This window comes from Nocardia carnea (assembly GCF_029869215.1).
GTDB lineage: Bacteria > Actinomycetota > Actinomycetes > Mycobacteriales > Mycobacteriaceae > Nocardia > Nocardia carnea_B.
In genome coordinates this window covers 1-17,094 of record NZ_JARWPM010000324.1, presented here as the reverse complement: position 1 = coordinate 17,094, position 17,094 = coordinate 1, and the positions used below count along the sequence as shown (strand labels likewise).

At 69.0% G+C, this 17,094-nt stretch carries 19 protein-coding genes and 1 pseudogene; 10 read left to right on the top strand and 10 right to left on the bottom strand.

The window, feature by feature from the left end; all coding sequences use genetic code 11:
• Positions 1 to 306: pseudogene (locus QH276_RS22890) on the bottom strand (hypothetical protein); the annotation flags it as partial.
• A gap of 82 nt (positions 307 to 388) precedes the next feature.
• On the opposite strand from QH276_RS22890, the gene QH276_RS22885 reads away from it, so the two are divergent.
• The 3 genes from QH276_RS22885 to QH276_RS22875 are packed head-to-tail and all read left to right on the top strand — an operon-like array spanning position 389 to position 3,581.
• Positions 389 to 1,549: a CaiB/BaiF CoA transferase family protein gene (locus QH276_RS22885; protein ID WP_280401892.1), complete on the top strand. Its 1,161-nt coding sequence runs from the start codon at positions 389 to 391 to the stop codon at positions 1,547 to 1,549.
• Positions 1,546 to 2,814 carry an acetyl-CoA hydrolase/transferase family protein gene (locus QH276_RS22880; protein ID WP_280401891.1) on the top strand — a complete coding sequence of 423 codons (1,269 nt, stop codon included), beginning with the start codon at positions 1,546 to 1,548 and terminating at the stop codon, positions 2,812 to 2,814. Before QH276_RS22885 ends, QH276_RS22880 begins: the two co-directional genes overlap by 4 nt.
• Positions 2,814 to 3,581, top strand: coding sequence for an enoyl-CoA hydratase/isomerase family protein (locus QH276_RS22875; RefSeq protein ID WP_280401890.1), 768 nt, complete (start codon positions 2,814 to 2,816; stop codon positions 3,579 to 3,581). Before QH276_RS22880 ends, QH276_RS22875 begins: the two co-directional genes overlap by 1 nt.
• 166 nt (positions 3,582 to 3,747) lie before the next feature.
• Here QH276_RS22875 and QH276_RS22870 read toward each other — a convergent pair whose 3' ends face one another.
• The 3 genes from QH276_RS22870 to QH276_RS22860 all read right to left on the bottom strand — a co-directional run bounded on the left by QH276_RS22870 (position 3,748) and on the right by QH276_RS22860 (position 5,725).
• Positions 3,748 to 4,083, bottom strand: coding sequence for a hypothetical protein (locus tag QH276_RS22870; protein ID WP_280401889.1), 336 nt, complete (start codon positions 4,081 to 4,083; stop codon positions 3,748 to 3,750).
• A gap of 150 nt (positions 4,084 to 4,233) precedes the next feature.
• Positions 4,234 to 4,431 carry a ferredoxin gene (locus QH276_RS22865; protein WP_280401888.1) on the bottom strand — a complete coding sequence of 66 codons (198 nt, stop codon included), beginning with the start codon at positions 4,429 to 4,431 and terminating at the stop codon, positions 4,234 to 4,236.
• 4 nt (positions 4,432 to 4,435) lie between these two features.
• A complete protein-coding gene (locus QH276_RS22860; RefSeq protein ID WP_280401887.1) occupies positions 4,436 to 5,725 on the bottom strand; it encodes a cytochrome P450 in 1,290 nt (429 codons plus the stop codon).
• 142 nt (positions 5,726 to 5,867) lie between these two features.
• Between QH276_RS22860 and QH276_RS22855 the strand changes: the two genes are divergently transcribed.
• The 4 genes from QH276_RS22855 to QH276_RS22840 all read left to right on the top strand — a co-directional run bounded on the left by QH276_RS22855 (position 5,868) and on the right by QH276_RS22840 (position 10,206).
• Positions 5,868 to 7,031 (top strand): acyl-CoA dehydrogenase family protein, encoded by a 1,164-nt coding sequence (locus QH276_RS22855; RefSeq protein ID WP_280406898.1) that lies wholly within the window; start codon positions 5,868 to 5,870, stop codon positions 7,029 to 7,031.
• A 106-nt stretch (positions 7,032 to 7,137) separates the two neighbouring features.
• Entirely contained in the window at positions 7,138 to 8,367 is a 1,230-nt protein-coding gene (locus QH276_RS22850; protein ID WP_280398966.1) for an acyl-CoA dehydrogenase family protein, read from the top strand.
• A gap of 32 nt (positions 8,368 to 8,399) precedes the next feature.
• Positions 8,400 to 9,320, top strand: a complete 921-nt coding sequence (locus QH276_RS22845) for an LLM class F420-dependent oxidoreductase (RefSeq protein ID WP_280398967.1) — start codon at positions 8,400 to 8,402, stop codon at positions 9,318 to 9,320.
• Between the two features lie 10 nt (positions 9,321 to 9,330).
• Entirely contained in the window at positions 9,331 to 10,206 is an 876-nt protein-coding gene (locus QH276_RS22840) for an SDR family NAD(P)-dependent oxidoreductase (protein ID WP_280398968.1), read from the top strand.
• A gap of 68 nt (positions 10,207 to 10,274) precedes the next feature.
• Here QH276_RS22840 and QH276_RS22835 read toward each other — a convergent pair whose 3' ends face one another.
• Complete coding sequence (locus QH276_RS22835) at positions 10,275 to 10,733, bottom strand: MarR family winged helix-turn-helix transcriptional regulator (RefSeq protein ID WP_280398969.1); 459 nt, start codon at positions 10,731 to 10,733, stop codon at positions 10,275 to 10,277.
• A gap of 106 nt (positions 10,734 to 10,839) precedes the next feature.
• On the opposite strand from QH276_RS22835, the gene QH276_RS22830 reads away from it, so the two are divergent.
• Entirely contained in the window at positions 10,840 to 11,445 is a 606-nt protein-coding gene (locus QH276_RS22830) for a TIGR03086 family metal-binding protein (RefSeq protein ID WP_280398970.1), read from the top strand.
• Between the two features lie 31 nt (positions 11,446 to 11,476).
• Here QH276_RS22830 and QH276_RS22825 read toward each other — a convergent pair whose 3' ends face one another.
• Complete coding sequence (locus tag QH276_RS22825) at positions 11,477 to 12,277, bottom strand: AraC family transcriptional regulator (RefSeq protein WP_280398971.1); 801 nt, start codon at positions 12,275 to 12,277, stop codon at positions 11,477 to 11,479.
• Positions 12,278 to 12,326: 49 nt separating this feature from the next.
• Here QH276_RS22825 and QH276_RS22820 point away from each other — a divergent pair, with 49 nt between their 5' ends.
• Entirely contained in the window at positions 12,327 to 13,505 is a 1,179-nt protein-coding gene (locus tag QH276_RS22820; protein ID WP_280398972.1) for an MFS transporter, read from the top strand.
• A 35-nt stretch (positions 13,506 to 13,540) separates the two neighbouring features.
• On the opposite strand, the gene QH276_RS22815 is transcribed toward QH276_RS22820, so the two are convergent.
• Entirely contained in the window at positions 13,541 to 14,389 is an 849-nt protein-coding gene (locus QH276_RS22815) for a helix-turn-helix transcriptional regulator (protein ID WP_280398973.1), read from the bottom strand.
• Positions 14,390 to 14,529: 140 nt separating this feature from the next.
• On the opposite strand from QH276_RS22815, the gene QH276_RS22810 reads away from it, so the two are divergent.
• Entirely contained in the window at positions 14,530 to 15,309 is a 780-nt protein-coding gene (locus tag QH276_RS22810; RefSeq protein ID WP_280398974.1) for an NAD(P)H-dependent oxidoreductase, read from the top strand.
• A 125-nt stretch (positions 15,310 to 15,434) separates the two neighbouring features.
• Here the strand turns inward: QH276_RS22810 and QH276_RS22805 are convergent, their stop codons facing one another.
• The 3 genes from QH276_RS22805 to QH276_RS22795 form a co-directional block, all read right to left on the bottom strand.
• Positions 15,435 to 15,806, bottom strand: coding sequence for a winged helix-turn-helix transcriptional regulator (locus tag QH276_RS22805; RefSeq protein ID WP_280398975.1), 372 nt, complete (start codon positions 15,804 to 15,806; stop codon positions 15,435 to 15,437).
• Positions 15,803 to 16,189 carry a nuclear transport factor 2 family protein gene (locus tag QH276_RS22800; RefSeq protein ID WP_280398976.1) on the bottom strand — a complete coding sequence of 129 codons (387 nt, stop codon included), beginning with the start codon at positions 16,187 to 16,189 and terminating at the stop codon, positions 15,803 to 15,805. The genes QH276_RS22805 and QH276_RS22800 overlap by 4 nt, the downstream gene beginning before the upstream one ends.
• 66 nt (positions 16,190 to 16,255) lie before the next feature.
• The gene (locus tag QH276_RS22795) at positions 16,256 to 16,873 is read right to left on the bottom strand and encodes an NAD(P)-binding domain-containing protein (RefSeq protein WP_280398977.1); all 618 of its coding nucleotides are present in this window, start codon (positions 16,871 to 16,873) and stop codon (positions 16,256 to 16,258) included.
• Positions 16,874 to 17,094 lie beyond the last annotated feature (221 nt).

Sequence of the window (17,094 nt, the reverse complement as noted above, 5' to 3'; positions counted from 1 at the left end):
GTGGGGGGGGGGGCGGGGGATGGGGGGTACTTTCGGGTGGTGGTGGGGCGGCCCGCCCGCGCCCGGGGCGCGGGGCCGCCCCCCGCCCCACCCCCGCGCCGCCGGGGGGGCGCCGGCCTGTTCGTCGAGTTCCCGGTAGGTCCAGATGCCCGCGGCCGCTTCGATCGCGGGGGCGTCCGGATTCGCCGTGAGGGCGGGCCGGAGCATCTCGGCGATCGACGCGGGCAGGCGCATCGCGCCGGCGCCGCCGGCGGCGGTGTCCGCGTCGCCCGTGGAAACGACGTTCTCGCCATTGAAACTGGGCACCCATACTTGATATCACTATCCTTACAAAGATTCATCAGATAGCCGTCGATTTGTTCGGGCGGCCCGGTGAAGGTAGGGCGTAATGCAGCACACAGGGCCGCTGGCCGGCGTCCGGGTGATCGATCTGACCGCTATGGTGATGGGCCCGTACTGCACCCAGATCATGGCCGATATGGGTGCCGACGTGATCAAAATCGAACCCCCGGCCGGGGACAACACCCGGTATATCTCGGTGGGTCCCGAGGAGGGGATGGCCGGGGTCTTCGTGAACGTGAACCGCGGTAAACGCAGCGTGGTCCTCGACCTGCGGGCGGAGCCGGACAAGGCGGTACTGCGCGAGCTGATCGCCGACGCCGATGTGTTCATCCACTCCATGCGCGGAAAAGCCGTCACCGCTCTGGGTTTCGGCTACGAACACGTGGCGGCGGTGAACCCGGCGATCGTCTACACCAACTGCTACGGCTACGGCCGCCGCGGCCCCGAGGCCGACCGCACCGCCTATGACGACACCATCCAGGCCGAATGCGGCCTGCCCCATGTGCAGCAGCTGCTCACCGGTGAACCGGGCTATGTCGGCACGATCCTGGCCGACAAAGTGGCCGGGATGACCGCCCTCTACGCAACGATGATGGCGCTGTTCCATCGCGAACGCACCGGGGAGGGGCAGGAGGTGGAGGTGGCCATGTTCGAGACCATGGCCGCGTTCATGCTGGTGGAACATGCCAACGGTGCCCTGTTCGACCCACCGCTGGGTCCCGCCGCGTATCCGCGTGCGGTCACCGGCCAACGTACTCCGTACCGCACCGCCGACGGCTACCTCTCGGCGCTGGTCTACAACGACAAACAGTGGAACGCATTCGTGGGTGCGGTGAACCCGCCCTGGGCCGGCCCGGAATTCGCGACCCTCGCGCAGCGCGCCGCCCGCATCGGCACGGTGTACGCGCATCTGCGCGAAACCTTCCGCGCCCGGACCACCGCCTACTGGCTGGAACTGCTGAACTCCCTGGATATCCCGGCCGCACCCGTGCGGACGCTCGACGACCTGCTCGACCACCCACAGCTCACCGCCACCGGATTCTTCGAAACCGTCGAAACCCGCACCGGCCCCGTCCGCTTCCCGGGACCACCCACCTGGTTCTCCCGGACACCCGGCCGGGTCGCGGGCCCGGCGCCCCGGCTCGGCGCGCATACCACCGAGGTGCTGAGCGAGATCGCCCCCGCGGAGCGGACCGATCGCCGATGACCACGATCGAGGACGGCGACCTGGACCTGCGCCGATTCCTGCGGCCGGGCGACCGGATCGTCATCGGCCAGGCATGTGGTGAACCGACCACGCTCATCGAGGCATTGATCGCGCAGGGTCGCGATATCGGGGGACTGTCCGCCTTCGTCGCCACCAGTTTCTCCGGGATCTTCACCCCGCAAGCCACCGAATCGTTCGCGTTGTCGAGCATGGGAGCGATCGGTTCGCTGCGCACGCTCACCAAGGCGCACCGGCTGGAGGTCATCCCGTGCCATGTCGGCCGGGTGGGGCCGATGATCGAGGACGGAACCCTCGGCTGCGAGGTGGCTTTCGTCCAGGTCGGCGCGGCCGATGAGCACGGCAGGCACAGTTTCGGGCTGACCGGTGATCACACCCGGGCGGCCGTGGACCGGGCGCGGGTGGTGATCGCCGAGGTCAACGATCAGGTGCCGGACACGCCCGGCGAAGGGCTGCGGGCCGAGGAGATCGACTGCGCGGTCCGGGTTTCGCGCCCACCGGTCCAGGTGCCGCCGGCCGCGATCGGGCCCACCGACGAAGCGATCGCGAAGCACGTCACGACCTATATCGAGGACGGTGCCGTCCTGCAGGTCGGTGTCGGCGCCGTCCCCGACGCCGTACTGCGCTTACTGGGCGACCGCCGCGATCTCGGCGTCCATTCCGGGATGATCGGCGACGGCCTGGTCGGCCTCATCGAAGCCGGGGCGGTCACCAACGCGCGCAAGCGGATCGACCCGGGCGTCACCGTCACCGGCGCGCTCATCGGTACCGACCGGCTGTACCGATTCGCCGACCGCAACCCGCACCTGCGGCTGTGCGCGACCTCCTACACCCACGACGCGGCGGTGCTCGCGCAACTCGATCGGCTGGTCACCCTCAATTCCGCGCTGGAAGTCGATCTCACCGGCCAGGTGAACGCCGAGCAGAGCGGCCCGGCCTATCTCGGCGGCACCGGCGGCCAGGTCGATTTCGTCCGGGCGGGCGCCCGCTCCCGCGGCGGGTACGCCCTGATCGCGCTACCGGCCACCGCGAAAGGGGGGACGGTCAGCCGGATCACCGCGCGGCTGTCGGGTCCGGTCACCACCGCGCGCAGTGAGGTGGATGTGATCGTCACCGAATTCGGTGCCGCCGAACTGGCGGGCCGTTCGCTGGCCGAACGCACCCGCCGCCTGATCGCCATCGCCCATCCGGATTTCCGGGAAGACCTGGACCGGGCCGCCTTCGAGATCCAGCGACGAGGATTCTGATGTCCGATGCCGTACTGTTCGACGCCCGGCCCGACGGCATCGCCGTCATCACCCTGAACCGGCCCGAGCGGCGCAACTGCCTGGACAAAGATATCCGGGCCGGCCTGTTCGCGGCCTGGGACCGCTTCGAACACGACCCCTCGCTGCGGATCGCGATCCTCACGGGCGCGGGCAGTAAAGCCTTCTGCGCGGGCGGGGATCTCGCGGAAATGGTCGAAACCGGGATGGCCGAACCGCCCCGCGATATGTTCCCGCTGCCCTACGACACCATCGAACTGTCCAAACCCACCATCGCTGCCGTCAACGGCGCCGCCTTCGCCGGCGGCTGGATGATCGCCCAGGCCTGCGACCTGTGCGTGGCCAGCACGACCGCGACGTTCGCGGTCACCGAGGTGAAGGTCGGCCGCAGCTCGCCCTGGGCGGCGCCGCTGATCCATATGATCCCGCAGCGGATCATGATGGAAATCCTGCTCACCGGCGACCCCGTCACCGCCGAGCGCGCCTACGAGATCGGCCTGGTGAACCGCCTCGCCGAGCCGGGCGACCTGCTGGATACTGCGGTCGAACTGGCGGGCAGGATCGTGGCCGGCGCACCCTTGTCGGTACGCGCGGCCCGCGAAACGGTCATGCTGGCAACCGAGATGAGTCGGTCGGCGGCGCTGGAGGCAGCGCGTCATGCGGCTTCCCGGGCCTACCGGAGCGCGGACGCTCAGGAAGGCCCCGCTGCCTTCGCGGAGAAGCGGAAACCGCGCTGGACGGGTCGGTGAACTGCTGACACGTGAGCCGGTGTTCCGCGGTGGAAATCCGCGGGCCGATCGAAGGGTTCGGCGGTGGCGGGCACGGGCACTGTGGATGCGCCCGTACTCGCCACCCCGATGAATACCCGTTCAGCCTCGGCGTTCCCGGTGGCTGAACGGGCGTCTCGGGACCGGCTCAGGGAAGAACCTGCGGGACCACGGCAGGGTTCACGGCACCGACCAGCGCACCGATGAGGCCCCCGAGGATAGGGCCACCCGACCCTGTGGCCGAACCCACCGCCGAGCCGATCCCTGCACCCAGCGCCGCACCGTTCAGCACCGGATCGGGGTACTGCGCGCCCGGGTTGGTGGTGTGCTGCGGCTCCTGCAGCGGGATACCGGCGACGGGGGCGGCAACCTGCGGAGAAGGTACCGGACCGGCGTGCGCGGACGCGCTGCCCGCAACAGCGGCCGTAGCGATGAGCGGGAGCGCGGAGGCGACGACAGCCTTGGCTACAGAATTCGAGAACATTGCTCGCCTTTCGAACGAGTTCGGAAAGATTCTCAGACTAGCCTTGGCGGTACGCAATTTCCAACGCTGAGAAAAAGAGCTGTTGTGCATCGTTGCTCGCCGATTCCGGCATACCGCAATTCGGATACATGATTGCGGCCGGGGTGATCCCTATGTCTCTTCGACGATTTTGATCGCCCATTCGGGGCAGGCGTCCTTGGCGGTTTGCACCGCCTCGGTGAGGTCTTCGGGGATCTCGGTATCGATGGCCTCGGCGTAGCCGTAGTCGTTGAGGGTGAACACTTCCGAGCACAGGGTGGTGCAGATTCCGTGGCCCTTGCAGGAATCCGCATCGACGATCACCTTCATGGCGTTATCCCTCCGTCCGGTCGAATTCCAGGTGCAGTTCGGTGATTCCGCGCAGGATGAACGTCGGCAGATAGGTGTATTTGCGGTTGTCCGCCGGGCCGTGCACGCTTTCGTCGATCCGGATATCGGTGGTGCGTTCCAGCAGCCGCTTGATCGCGACCTTCGCCTCCGCCCGGGCGAGCGGGGCACCGGGGCAGGTGTGGATACCACGGCCGAACGCGATATGCGAGCGGGCATTGGCACGCTGCGGATCGAAAGTGTTCGGGTTCTCGAAACGGCGCGGGTCGCGGTTGGCGCCGCCGTTGGCCAGCATCAGGACGGTCCCGGCCGGAACGTCCACCCCGCCGACGGTCGTATTCCGCTTCGCCATCCGGAAATCGCCCTTCACCGGGCTTTCCATCCGCAGCATTTCCTCGATGAAATTGTTGATCCGCTCATGGTCTTCGCGCAGCCAGCGCTGCAGTTCCGGATCCTCGGCGAGCATCTTCAACGACGACGACAGCAGGCGCACCGTGGTTTCCTGCCCTGCCGAGAACAGGTTGGCCGCGACCCGCACCACATCCAGTACTTCCGGCTGACTGCCGTCGGGGAAGGTCGCCTCGGCGAGGCTGGTGAGGACATCGTTGCGCGGGTTGGCGCGGCGGTCTTCGATATAACCCGAGAACTTCCCGTACAGGAACTCGATCGGGTTGTGCGACATCCCGCCTTCGCCCTCGGTGCTGCCGACCGTCTGTTTGCGGTGCGGGTCGCGCTGCAGGGCATTGAGGAACTCTTCCTGATCCTCCGGCGGCACCCCCAGCAGATCGGCGATGATGTAGAGGGTGAAGGGGCCGGCGAAATCGCGGATCATATCGCCGCGGCCGGGGGCCAAGTACTCGTCGAGCACCTTATCGGCCATATCCCACATCGCCTCCTCGTTCTCCTTGAGGCGTTTCGGGGTGATGAGCCGCATGAGCAGGCCGCGGTGCGCGGTATGGGTCGGCGGGTCCAGGGTCGGCAGCTGATCGCTGAGCGGCAGCGAATCGCGATGTTCGGCGATCAACGCGTCCACATCGGAGTTCTCGTCGATCGGGACCGGGAAGCCGGGGAACGGGCCGGTGACCGAAATACACGACGAATACTGTTCGGCGTCGTTGAGCACCTCCAGGGCCTCGTCGTAGCCGGTCACCATCATGACGTTGTGGTGCTTCTCCCGGGTCACCGGGCACTGTTCACGAAGGGCCTCGAAATACGGGTACGGATCCGCGATCAACTCCTGCCCGAGGAAGAAGTCCAGATCCTGGAAGTTTTTCACGTGACGGTTCCCTTCGCTCCACCGGCTCCCACCGCCACGAGCAGCTCCGCCGGTTGACTTCCGCATTTGAGAATATAACTCTCATCTGTGAGTATGAGATTTCCACACGGCGTGCCGTGCGTCAACCGGAGGACCGGAGAACATGAGCCTCGATCTCACCGCTGACCAGCGGCTCTTCCAGCAGACAGCCCGGGAATTCCTGGCGGAGACCGTTCCGGTCGCGACAGTACGCGCCCTCGGCGAGGCCGATAGCGGATTCGACCGCGACTGGTGGCGTTCGGCCACCGAACTCGGCTGGACGGCCATGCTGGTGGCCGAGGAACACGGCGGCGGGTCCATCTCCGGGCGGCCGGTGACCGAATTGTCGCTGGTCGCCGGCGAACTGGGCCGAGCCTGCGCGCCGGGGCCGTTTGTCACGACCAACGCGGTACTGGCCGGTCTGGCGAGCGCCGGAGCCGGCTTCGGCGATCCGATCTCCCGGATCGCCGCGGGGGAGCTGATCGCCTCCTGGGCGATCTACGAACCCGGCCGCGGGCTGGAAGTGATGCACCCCGGTTCGGACGGGTACGGGCATGCGGGGGCGGCGGACCTGCGGGCCCGTGCTGTTCCCGAGGGCGACGGGTATCTGCTCAGCGGAACCAAGGACCGGGTCGAATCCGGCGATCAGGCCGATCTGTTCCTGGTGACCGCGCAGGGACCGGACGGCCCTGTGCAGCTGCTGGTCCCGGCCGATGCCACCGGAGTGACCGTGACACCCACGTGGACCCTGGATCTGGTCCGGCGCACCGCCCGCGTCGAATTCGACCGGGTCGCCGTGCCGGCCACCGCGGTCGCACATACGGGTGCGCGGGCCGCGACCGCCGTGCGCACGCAGTTACACACCGCCGCGGTGCTGACCGCGGCGGAAGTCGTGGGCGCCACCGGCAAGGCCGTGGACGCGACGCTGGGCTGGCTGGCCGACCGCTACACCTTCGGCCGTCCGCTCGCCTCCTACCAGGCCCTCAAACACCGGATGGCCGATAACAAGACCTGGCTGGAGGCCTGCCGAGCCACCGCCGCGGCCGCCGCGGCGGCCTGCGACGACGATCCGGCGACCGCGGACGAAGCGGTGAGTGTCGCGAAATCCTACGTGGGTGCCAAGGCCCCGGTGATCGGTCAGGACTGTGTGCAGCTGCACGGCGGCATCGGCGTGACCTGGGAACACGATCTGCACCTGTTCCTGCGGCGGATCGGGCTGGGCCGGGCCCTGTACGGCACGCCCGAGGAACATCGCCGCCGGATCACCGACCTCCTCGTCGCCGCATGAGCCGGTCAGGCCGGGAGGCGGCGGCGCAGCGTGGCGCCACGGGGACCGGGCGGTGCTCCGAAACAACCGCGCGTGGGGCGACGGATCTCGTGGAAGGCGAAACATCATGATCACCGATATGGAACCGGTCGACGATTTCCGAGAACGCGCCCGGGCCTGGTTGCGCGACAACCTGTCCCCGGCCCCGCCGGACCAGGGGCCGCCGGACAGCAAAGACGAGTGGGATCGGGCCCGGGAATTGCAGCGCAAGCTGTACGACGCCGGTTTCGCCGGTATCTGTTTCCCGAAGGAGTACGGCGGACTCGGTCTCAGCCCGGCACACCAGGAGGCGTTCACCAAGGAGTCCTATCCCTATGAAATGCCTGTCATCCTGAATGTGCCCACCTTGGCGATCTGCGCGGCGACCCTGCTCGACCTCGGCACCGAGGAGCAGAAACGCGAACACCTGCCCGCGGTGCTGCGCGGCGACGAACTACTGGTGCAGTTGCTGTCCGAACCCCGCGGTGGCTCCGATCTGGCCGGGCTCACCACCCGCGCCGACCGCGACGGCGACCGGTGGATTCTCAACGGATCCAAGATCTGGAGTTCGGGCGCCTACGCCGCCGACTACGGCTTGTGCCTGGCCCGGACCAACTGGGAGGTGCCCAAACATCGCGGGCTCACGATGTTCCTGGTGCCGATCGGGGCACCGGGGGTGACGGTGCAGCGGATCAAACAGGTCACCGGGTCCACCGAGTTCTGCCAGGAATTCTTCGACGATGTCACGCTCGGCGACGAGGCGGTGGTCGGTCAGGTGGACAACGGCTGGGAAGCGGCCTCGCGCTTGCTCTACCACGAGCGGTCCGCGATCGGCGGGACCTCGCCGTACACCAGCGGTGCCCGCCCGCATATGGGCGGCGAGGATTCGCCGGTGCTCGAGATCGCCCGCCGGCTCGGCCGGCTCGACGATATCCGGGTCCGCGAGGATATCGGCGAAGCGCGCGCCATGACCGTGGTGCGCGACCAGTTGATCGCGCATATCACCCGCGGCATCATGTCCGGTGAGCTGCCGCCCGCCGCCGGTTCGATCACCCGGCTGTTCAGCGCCGAGAACTCCTGGCTGCAAACCGATATGGCGGTGAAGGTCGCCGGTGCCGAGGCCGCGACCCATGCGCCCGGCGACCCGCTCGACACCGCCAAGATCGGCACCGATTTCCTGTTCCGCGCCGCGTGGAGCCTGGCGGGGGGCAGTACCGAAATAGCGCGCAATGTGATCAGCGAACGGGTGCTCGGTATGCCCCGCGAGTACGCCGCCGACCGCGACGTGCCGTTCAACGAGGTGAAACGGGGCCGGTAGGTGTACCGGATCCCGATAACGCGGAGGCTTTGATGCAGTTCATCTTCCATTACCCGGAGACCGGTGGCGCCGCCGGCGATGTGCTCGACGCGGGCCCGCTGGGCAGGGTCGCGGTGGCCGCCGAACAAGCGGGTTTCGGCGGGTTCTCGCTCAGCGAGCATCCGGCTCCGGGCGCGCGCTGGCTGGGCGCCGGGGGGCATCAGACGCTGGATCCGTTCGTCTCGCTCGGTTATGCCGCGGCGGTGACCGAGCGAATCAAGTTGATCACTTATCTGTCGGTGGCGCCCTATCGCAATCCCATGCTGCTGGCGAAAGCGGCGGCGACGCTGGACAAGCTTTCCGGCGGCCGGGCGATCCTGGGTATCGGCACCGGCTACCTCAAGGGCGAATTCCATGCGCTCGGTGTCGATTTCGACGAACGCAACACGCTGTTCGACGAAGCGCTCGAGGTGCTGCCGCTGCACTGGAAAGGCGAGCCGTTCAGCTACACCGGCAAACATTTCAGTGCCCGCGATGTCCAGGCCCGCCCGACCCCGGTGCAGCAACCGATCCCGATCTGGATCGGCGGCAACTCGGCGTTGAGCAGGCGGCGGGTCGCCCGCGCCGCGAACGGCTGGATCCCGATGTCGGGTGGGGCCGAACTCAGCAGTACCGCCCGCACCCCCGAACTCGGCGGGATCGCGGAACTGGGCCGCAAGATCGCCGAGATCCGTGCGGCGGCCGGGAACGCCGGCCGCACCGGCCATATCGACCTCGTGTACTCCTACAGTCATGCCGGTCTCACCGGCCCGGGAGCCGATCCGGGCCCGCACCGCGAAGCGCTGGCGGAACTGGAGCGCACCGGTGTCGACTGGATCGTCGTCTCCACGCGCGCCGGGGTGCACGAAACCCTCGACCCGGCGGCGACCTTCGATTTCCTGGCGGATTTCGGCGCCACCTACATCGACCGGTAAGGACACGCGCATGGGCTGGTTCGAGGAACGTGGCGGTCTCACCGGCACGGTGGCCGTGGTGACGGGTGGAGCGGGCGGCCTGGGCCGGGCGATCGCCGAGGATCTCGCGGCCAACGGCGTCCGCCTCGCGGTACTCGATATCGATCCCGCGGCCGCTGGGGAACTGCGCGGCGTCCTGAGCGAAAGGGGTCACGACGCGCTCGTACAGCAGGGCGACGCACGCGACCCCGCGGAACTGTCCGGCCTGTTCGATTCCGCGCAGGAGCGTTGGGGCCGCCTCGACACGCTGGTGAACGTGGTGGGCGGTACCTTCCGGGCCCCGTTCACCGAAACCCGTCCCAAAGGCTGGGACGCCCTGCTGCGCACCAACCTGTCGCATGTGCTGCACGCTTGCCATCTGGCGGTCCCGCTCATGCGGGCCGGTGGCCGCGGCGGCAGCATCATCAATATCAGCACCATCGAAGCGCACCGCGCCGCACCGGGTTTCGCGGTGTACGCGGCGGCGAAGGCCGCGGTGGAACAGTTCGCCCGCACGCTCGCGATCGAGGTCGCGCCCGACGGTATCCGGGTCAACAACATCGCTCCCGATTTCGTCCCCACCCCGAACCTGGAACGAATCGGCACCGGCGACAACGCGATGCTGGACCCGGAAGGCGTGAAGGTCGCCATCCCCATGGGCCGCGCCGGCCGCCGCACCGATATCTCCCATTGCGCAGTCTTCCTGGCCTCGCAGCTCTCGGCATATATCACCGGCACCACCCTGCACCCCGACGGCGGAACCCATGCCTCGGCCGGCTGGTTCAACTGGCCGGCGGAAGGCTGGGCCAATCACGCGCCGCTGCGCGTACTGCGGGCGGACGACGCAGCCCGGTCCCGGAGGGATTGACCGCCGCGATCCGCGGCAGTGTCCCGAGGCCTGTGCCCGAACGGCGAATGCGGCGCCGGCCGGCGTGATCAATCCGGATCGTGAGTGTTCTCGAGCAGATCGCGGGGAATTTCGGCCAAGGCGCGCAGGGCGCCGAGGAAGGCGCGGCGGTCGGCGGCCGGCAGGTGCCGGAGGATCTGTTGTTCTTCCCGGGCCTGGATCTCGGCCTGGGCTCGCGCGACGACCCGGTGACCTTCCTCGGTGAGTTCGAGCAGCCGGGCGCGGCGGTCGGCCGGGTCGGGGGTGCGGTGCAGGAGCCCGCGTTCCTGGAGGTCGTCGAGGACGGCGATGATGCGGGTCTTGTCCGCGCCGATCTCCTGGGCGAGCACGCCCTGGCCGCGGGCCGGGCCACGGCTGAGTGCGACCAGGACGCTGTAGGCCCACATGCTCAGCCCGTACGCCTCCAGTACCGGACGTTCCATGGCGATGAGCGTGCGCGTCAGCGGTGCCAGCATTGCCGCGAGGTCCGGACGGTCCGTCGATCCCATGCGCCGAATTTACCGGCACGGCGCCTCCGTGGCGCTCAGCCGCCTCGAGGGCGCAAGGAAATAATAAGCATGGACATATCATAGGCTTGTGCATACGATCTTCGGTATGACTACCGAAGACCTGCGCGAGGCGGACCGGGCCGCCGTGCTCGCCACCGTGAAAATCGCCGAACTCGTGACCCCGGACCTGCTCGACCGCCCGAGCCCCTGCGCCGCCTGGACCGTCGGCGAACTGCTGGCCCATATGGCCGCCCAGCACCGCGGCTTCGCGGCGGCGGCGCGGGGCGAGGGCGGCGATCTCGACCGCTGGCAGCCGAGGCCGGCGGGGCCGCACACCGGTGCGGAATACGCCGAATCCGCGGCCGAGGTGCTGGCTGCCTTCGCCCCCGCCGACGTGCCCGATCGCCTGTTCGCCCTCCCCGAATTCGGGCCCGACGTCACCGTGCCCGGACACCAGGCCATCGGCTTCCACCTGGTCGACTATGTCGTGCACGGCTGGGATCTCGCACGTGCCCTCGGACAGGACTACGACCCCGGCCCGGCCTGCACCGAACCGGTGCTGCGGATCGTCGAGCGGATACCCGACGGTCCGGAACGCGACGATCCGCACTCACCGTTCGCGCACGCCCTGCCGGATTCCGGTACCGGCCCCGCGCTCGACCGGATCCTCCGCATGCTCGGGCGCTCCCCGGACTGGCCTGAAACCCGGTGAGCGCCAAGTTTTCCGGGCCGGATCGTCCTCGTCAGGCCGGGGAAGGCATACCCGGATCGCCCGCGCTCGTGCCGGTTTCCGGAGTGCCGCCCGGCCGACTGTGGGGGTGGGTGCCGGGCGTATGGCCGAAGGTTCTGCGGAAGGTATCGATGAACGCACTGGGCGAGGCCCAACCGCAGCGGTATGCCACCGTGGTGACCGGCGTCTTTCCGGCCAGCAGGATCAGCGCGTGGTGCAGGCGTAACTGCGTGCGCCATTGCGGGAAGGTGAGCCCCAGGTCGTTGCGGAACAGCCGCGACAGGGTGCGCGCGCCGGCGCCGACCTCGCGCCCGAGTTCGGCCAGGGTGCGGGTGTCGCCGGGATTGTCGATCAGCAGATCGCAGACCGCGCGCAACAGCGGCGCGGTGGGGGTGGGCAGATACAACGGCTGCTGGGGTGACGCCCGGAGTTGATCGAGCAGTACCGCGCGCAGGCGGGCACGTTCGGGACTGTCACCGGTGCCGGCGGTGTAGGCGATGATCAGTTCCCGCAACAGCGGGCCGACCGCCAGTACGGTCGGCGAGGTCAGCCCGAGCGGGTTGTCGGACGCGGGCAGGCCCACCAGGTGCAATTCCAGTTCGCCGTAGGCGCGGTGGGCGTGGACGGTCCCGGCGGGCACCCAGAGGGCGTGGGTACCGGGAGCGACCCACGTACCGGCGCCGGTGGTGATCGAGAGTACGCCCCGACCGGCGTAGATGATCTGGTGGTCGTTGTGGCGGTGGGCGCCGATCCGTTCGCCGGGGGCGAGTCGCTGGGCCCGAGTCGGAGCTTCCGGTTGATGGCGGATTTTCATTACAAGTTGGCAGTTTATCGGAAGCCCGCCACCCGGTCGGCTCGTGAACATGGAATCCGTGCGCCGAAACTCCTCGATAGTGCTGCTGTCCACCGGGCATGCCTGCGTCGATGTCTACCAAGGCGCGGTCGCAGCGCTCGTACCGTTCTTCGTCGCCGAACGCGCCTACACCTACGCCGCGGCGTCGGGGATCGTGCTGGCGGCGTCGCTGCTGTCGTCGGTGGTGCAGCCGGTGTTCGGTGCGCTGACCGACCGGTGGCCGATGCCGTGGCTGCTGCCGGTGAGTACCGTGCTCGCCGGCGCGGGGATCGCGGGGAGCGGCCTGGCCGGGGCGTACGCGCTCACGCTGGTGTTCGTGGCGATCTCCGGGCTCGGGGTGGCGGCCTACCATCCCGAAGCCGCCCGGCTCGCGCGCGCCGCGAGCCGGGACAGCCACACCTCGATGGCGTACTTCTCCACGGGCGGCAATATCGGTTTCGCGCTGGCGCCGTTACTGGTCGCGGGCACCGTCGCGGTAGGCGGATCGGCATGGGCACCGCTGCTGCTGATCCCGGCGTCGGCGGGCGCGGCGATATCGGTGCCGGCACTCCGGGCCTTGCGGCGCAGCCCGGCGGCCGGCGCCCCGGAGCGTGCGCACGCCGGGAGCGACGATCTACCGTCGTTCGTGCGGATGTCGCTGGCCGTGGTGTTCCGCTCGATCGCTTTCGTCGGATTGAGCACTTTTCTCTCCCTCTACCTCACCGGGCGCATGGGCGGAAACGCGGCCGCGGGCACGGTGGCACTGTTGGTGCTCTACCTCGGGGGCGTGCTCGGATCGGTACTCGGCGGACATCTGGCCGTCCGCTGGGGCCGAGTGCTCGTATCCCGCTGGTCGTACGGGCTGACCGCCGTGGCGATCGCCGGGGTGGTGTGGATTCCGGGTCCGCTCGTCTACTTGTTCGTGGCGTTGACTGCCGCCGGGCTGTATGTGCCGTTCTCGCTACAGGTCACGCTCGGCCAGGACTATCTACCCACGCGGGCGGGCACGGCGAGCGGGGTCACCCTCGGGCTCACGGCCGGCATCGGCGGTGCGGCAACCCCGGTGCTCGGCCGCCTCGCCGACATGACGTCCCTGCAGGTAGCGCTGGTCCCGCTGATCGTGATGCCGTTGCTCAGTGCACTGTTGTTCGGCACATTGCGCGAGCCCGGCGCCGTACGCCACACCCCACCGGTCTCTGCCCCGGCGTGACCTGAGCGCGTCCGCGCGAACAGGCCCATCGGGCGCTACTCGTGGATCGGAGCGTTCGCCGGGGAATGTGGCGCACCGCTGTCCGCCCCGAGCCGCGCGAGCAAACGCAATCCGTCCTCGGCCGGGCTACCGGCGGCCGCGGACAGGACCAGCAGCTCCAGACCCGATTCGTCCGGTAACGCGAAGTTCTCCTGGTGCAGTTCCAACAGCCCGACCAGCGGATGACGGTACGCCTTGCGTCCGTGGGTGCGGGCGCGCACATCCGCGCGGGCCCAGAGACGGCGGAAACGTTCGCTGCCCATCGCCAGCTCGCCGATGAGCGAGACCAGGTGCGGGTCGTCGGGGAATTTGCCCGCGGCCAGCCGCAGATGCCCGACCGCGTCGAGCGTGCAGGTCTCCCAGTCCGCGTACAGGCCGCGCTCGGCTTCTTCCAAGAAGAGGTGCCGGGCGGTGTTGAGGCCCGGCATCGGGCGGCCGTAGAGCAGCCCGGCGAGGCGGTTGCCCGCGAGTACGTCCAAGCGGTGGTTCATGATCAGCGCGGGGGCGTCGGCGACCAGATCCAGCACGCGCAGCAGTTCCGGCCGGACCTGCCCGCCGGGAGTCTTCACCCGGCGCCGGCGCCGGCGGGCGAGCCGATAGAGGTGCTCGCGTTCGGTCTCGTCGAGACCCAGCACCCGCGCGAGCGCGTCGAGAACCTGTTCGGAGGGCTGAGTCGCGCGGCCCTGTTCCAGACGCACGTAATAGTCGACGCTGACTCCGGACAGGTGCGCGACTTCCTCGCGGCGCAGCCCCGCGACCCGCCGATGCCGGTCGGCGGGGATATCGACAGCCGCCGGGTCGACCCGGGAACGCCGGGTCCGCAGGAATCCCGCCAGATCGTCCATAGCCCCAGTATGGCCGCGCCGGCGCGGGCGAAGGTGGTCCTGCCGTTACCAGGAAGCCCGGTCCGTGGGAAGCGCGGGCCCTGAACGCCGGGCGCCGCGGCGCCCAGGATCGAAGACATCCCGATCCGAAGGAGTTTCTGATGAAGACACTGATCGTCTACGCCCACCCGGAACCCGAGTCGCTCAACGGTGCGCTGAAGGACCTCGCGGTCACCACGCTGGAGCGGGCGGGACACGAGGTGCGGGTGAGCGATCTGTACGCGATGAACTGGAAGGCGGTCGTCGATGCCGCCGACTATGGTCCCGCGGCCTCGGAACCGCTGCGGGTCGTCCGCGATTCGGGCCGGGCCTTCGACACCGGGGTCCTCACCCCCGAGGTCCGGGCCGAACAGGAAAAACTGCTGTGGGCCGACATGATCGTCTTCCAGTTCCCGATGTGGTGGTACTCGATGCCCGCGATCCTCAAAGGCTGGGTGGACCGCGTGTTCACCTACCACTTCGCCTACGGCGTCGGCGAGCACAGCGATACGAAGTACGGCGAGCGCTACGGCGAAGGCACCCTCGCGGGCCGTAAGGCGCTGCTCTCGGTAACCATCGGCGGCCTCGAATCGCACTATTCCGCGCGCGGAATCAACGGCCCCGTCGAGGATCTGCTCTTCCCGATCCACCACGGAATCCTCTACTACCCGGGCATCGAGGTGTTACCGCCGTTCGTGGTGTACGGCACCGACCGGATGACCGCAGACGACTACCCGGACCTCGCCAAGTCCTGGGAGGCACGCCTGCTCACGATGGAGTCCACCGAGCCGATCCCGTTCCGCAAGCAGAACTTCGGTGACTACGAGATCCCCTCGCTGCACCTGAAACCGGGACTCGAACCCGCGGGCCGCGCCGGTTTCGGCTTGCATATCCGCGGCTGACCCCGGCGGCCGGGCCGGGGTCCACCGCGCCGCCGCCGGCGACACCGATCCTCTTCGGCCACCGCGGTGATCGGCGGTGGCCGAGGCCGCCGACCGTGCACCACGACGGGCGCGCCGCGTGATCGCTACTCGGCTGTGTCGTCCTCGGTGGTGCCGAGTTCGCCGGCCCACAGCTGCGCCCATGCGGTGAGTGGTTGCAGGAGGTCGATGAGGTGCTCGCCGGTTCCGGTCAGTACATATCCGGTGGCGGCGCGCTCGACGATACGTACTTCACCGAGTTCGTGGAGCCGGCGGGTGAGCAGGCTGGAGGACATATCGTCGCAGCGGGCGCGGAGATCGCGGAAGGTCAGGGGCTGCTGGGACCGGTGCAGTTCCCAGAGAATGCGTAGCGCCCACCGGCGACCGAGGAGGTCCAGCAGGGCCATGATCGGACGTCCGGTCGCCGACCCACGGACCCTGTGTCCGGCGCCGGGACGCGGGACATTCGATGCGTTCATGCGGGTGGCTCGTCCAGGGGAGACTGCTCGAGGAGCCGGGCCATCGCGCGGATCGCCTCGCGTAGCGACGAATACGGCCGCAGGAACAGCGTGATGTGTACCAGCCGGCCCGCTTCGTCGCGTTCTTCGTGCAGCATTCCCTGCACTTCCGCCCCGGCGACGTGCGCCCGGAACCGGTACACGGTGTCGTGGTCGCGGCTCCATCGCCGGACCGCGCCGGGTTCGTGGAGTACCTGCGATATGAGCCCGAGCATATGCAGTACCGCCGGGCGGCCGCGGTAATCGGCGACGGGGCTGGAGAAAACCGCGTCCGGCGCCAATATCTCGGCCAGCGAATCCGTATCGCCGGTGCGCCAGGTCGTGAGGACCGGGGAATCTGCCATGCCTCTAATATAGAGGCACGGTGGGTCGCCGATCGCACGGCGTCACCGAGTGCCGCAACAGCCGGTTCAGGAAGACCCGACGGCCGCGTGAATGGCGGGGCCGAGGAGGCCGAGGTCGCCGCCCAGCTGTTCGGCGAGTTCGCGGGCTACCGCGACATCCTTGCGGAGGAAATCACCGACCGATTCGGAGAAGGCGGCGACCGAACCCTTGGCCGCGACACCGAGGACGGCGCGGCTCGAGCTACTGGCATGCGGGAGTGCCGCGAGCACTTCCGATTCGGCGAGTCCGAGCTGCCCGGCCAGCCGGACGGCTTCGGTGACCAATCCGATCTGGGCGGCGAACAGAGCGTTGTTCACGAGTTTGACCCGCTGCCCGTTCCCGAGTGCGCCGACCGGCAGCACCGGATCCGCGTAGGCCGCCAGTACCAGGCGGGCCCGGTCGGTCGCTTCCGGGGTTCCGCCGAGAAATACCGTGATCGCGCCGTCGGCGATATTGTGCGGGCCACCGCTGACCGGGGCGTCGGCCACATGGTGGCGGGTGGTCGCCGCGGCGATCGCAGTCGCGGTATCAGGGCTGCCGGTGGTGTGCAGGATCAGCACGCAATTGCGCGGCATCGTCTCCAGCAGGCCGCTGCCGAGGCAGACTTCGCGCACCTGCTCGTCGGTGAAGACACAGATCACCACCGCCTCGGGGGGGGGGGGGGGCGGGGCCCCCGCGGGCCCCCGCGGGGGGGGGGGCCCCCCGCGAGGGTGGAGGGGGGGGGGGGGGGGGGCGGCCCCCCCCCCCCCCCCCTGTCTCTCCGCGGGGGGGCCGGGCCCGCCGGCGGGGGGGGGGGGGCCCGCGCCCCCCCCCCCCCCCGAGGCGGTGGTGATCTGTGTCTTCACCGACGAGTAGGTGCGCGAAG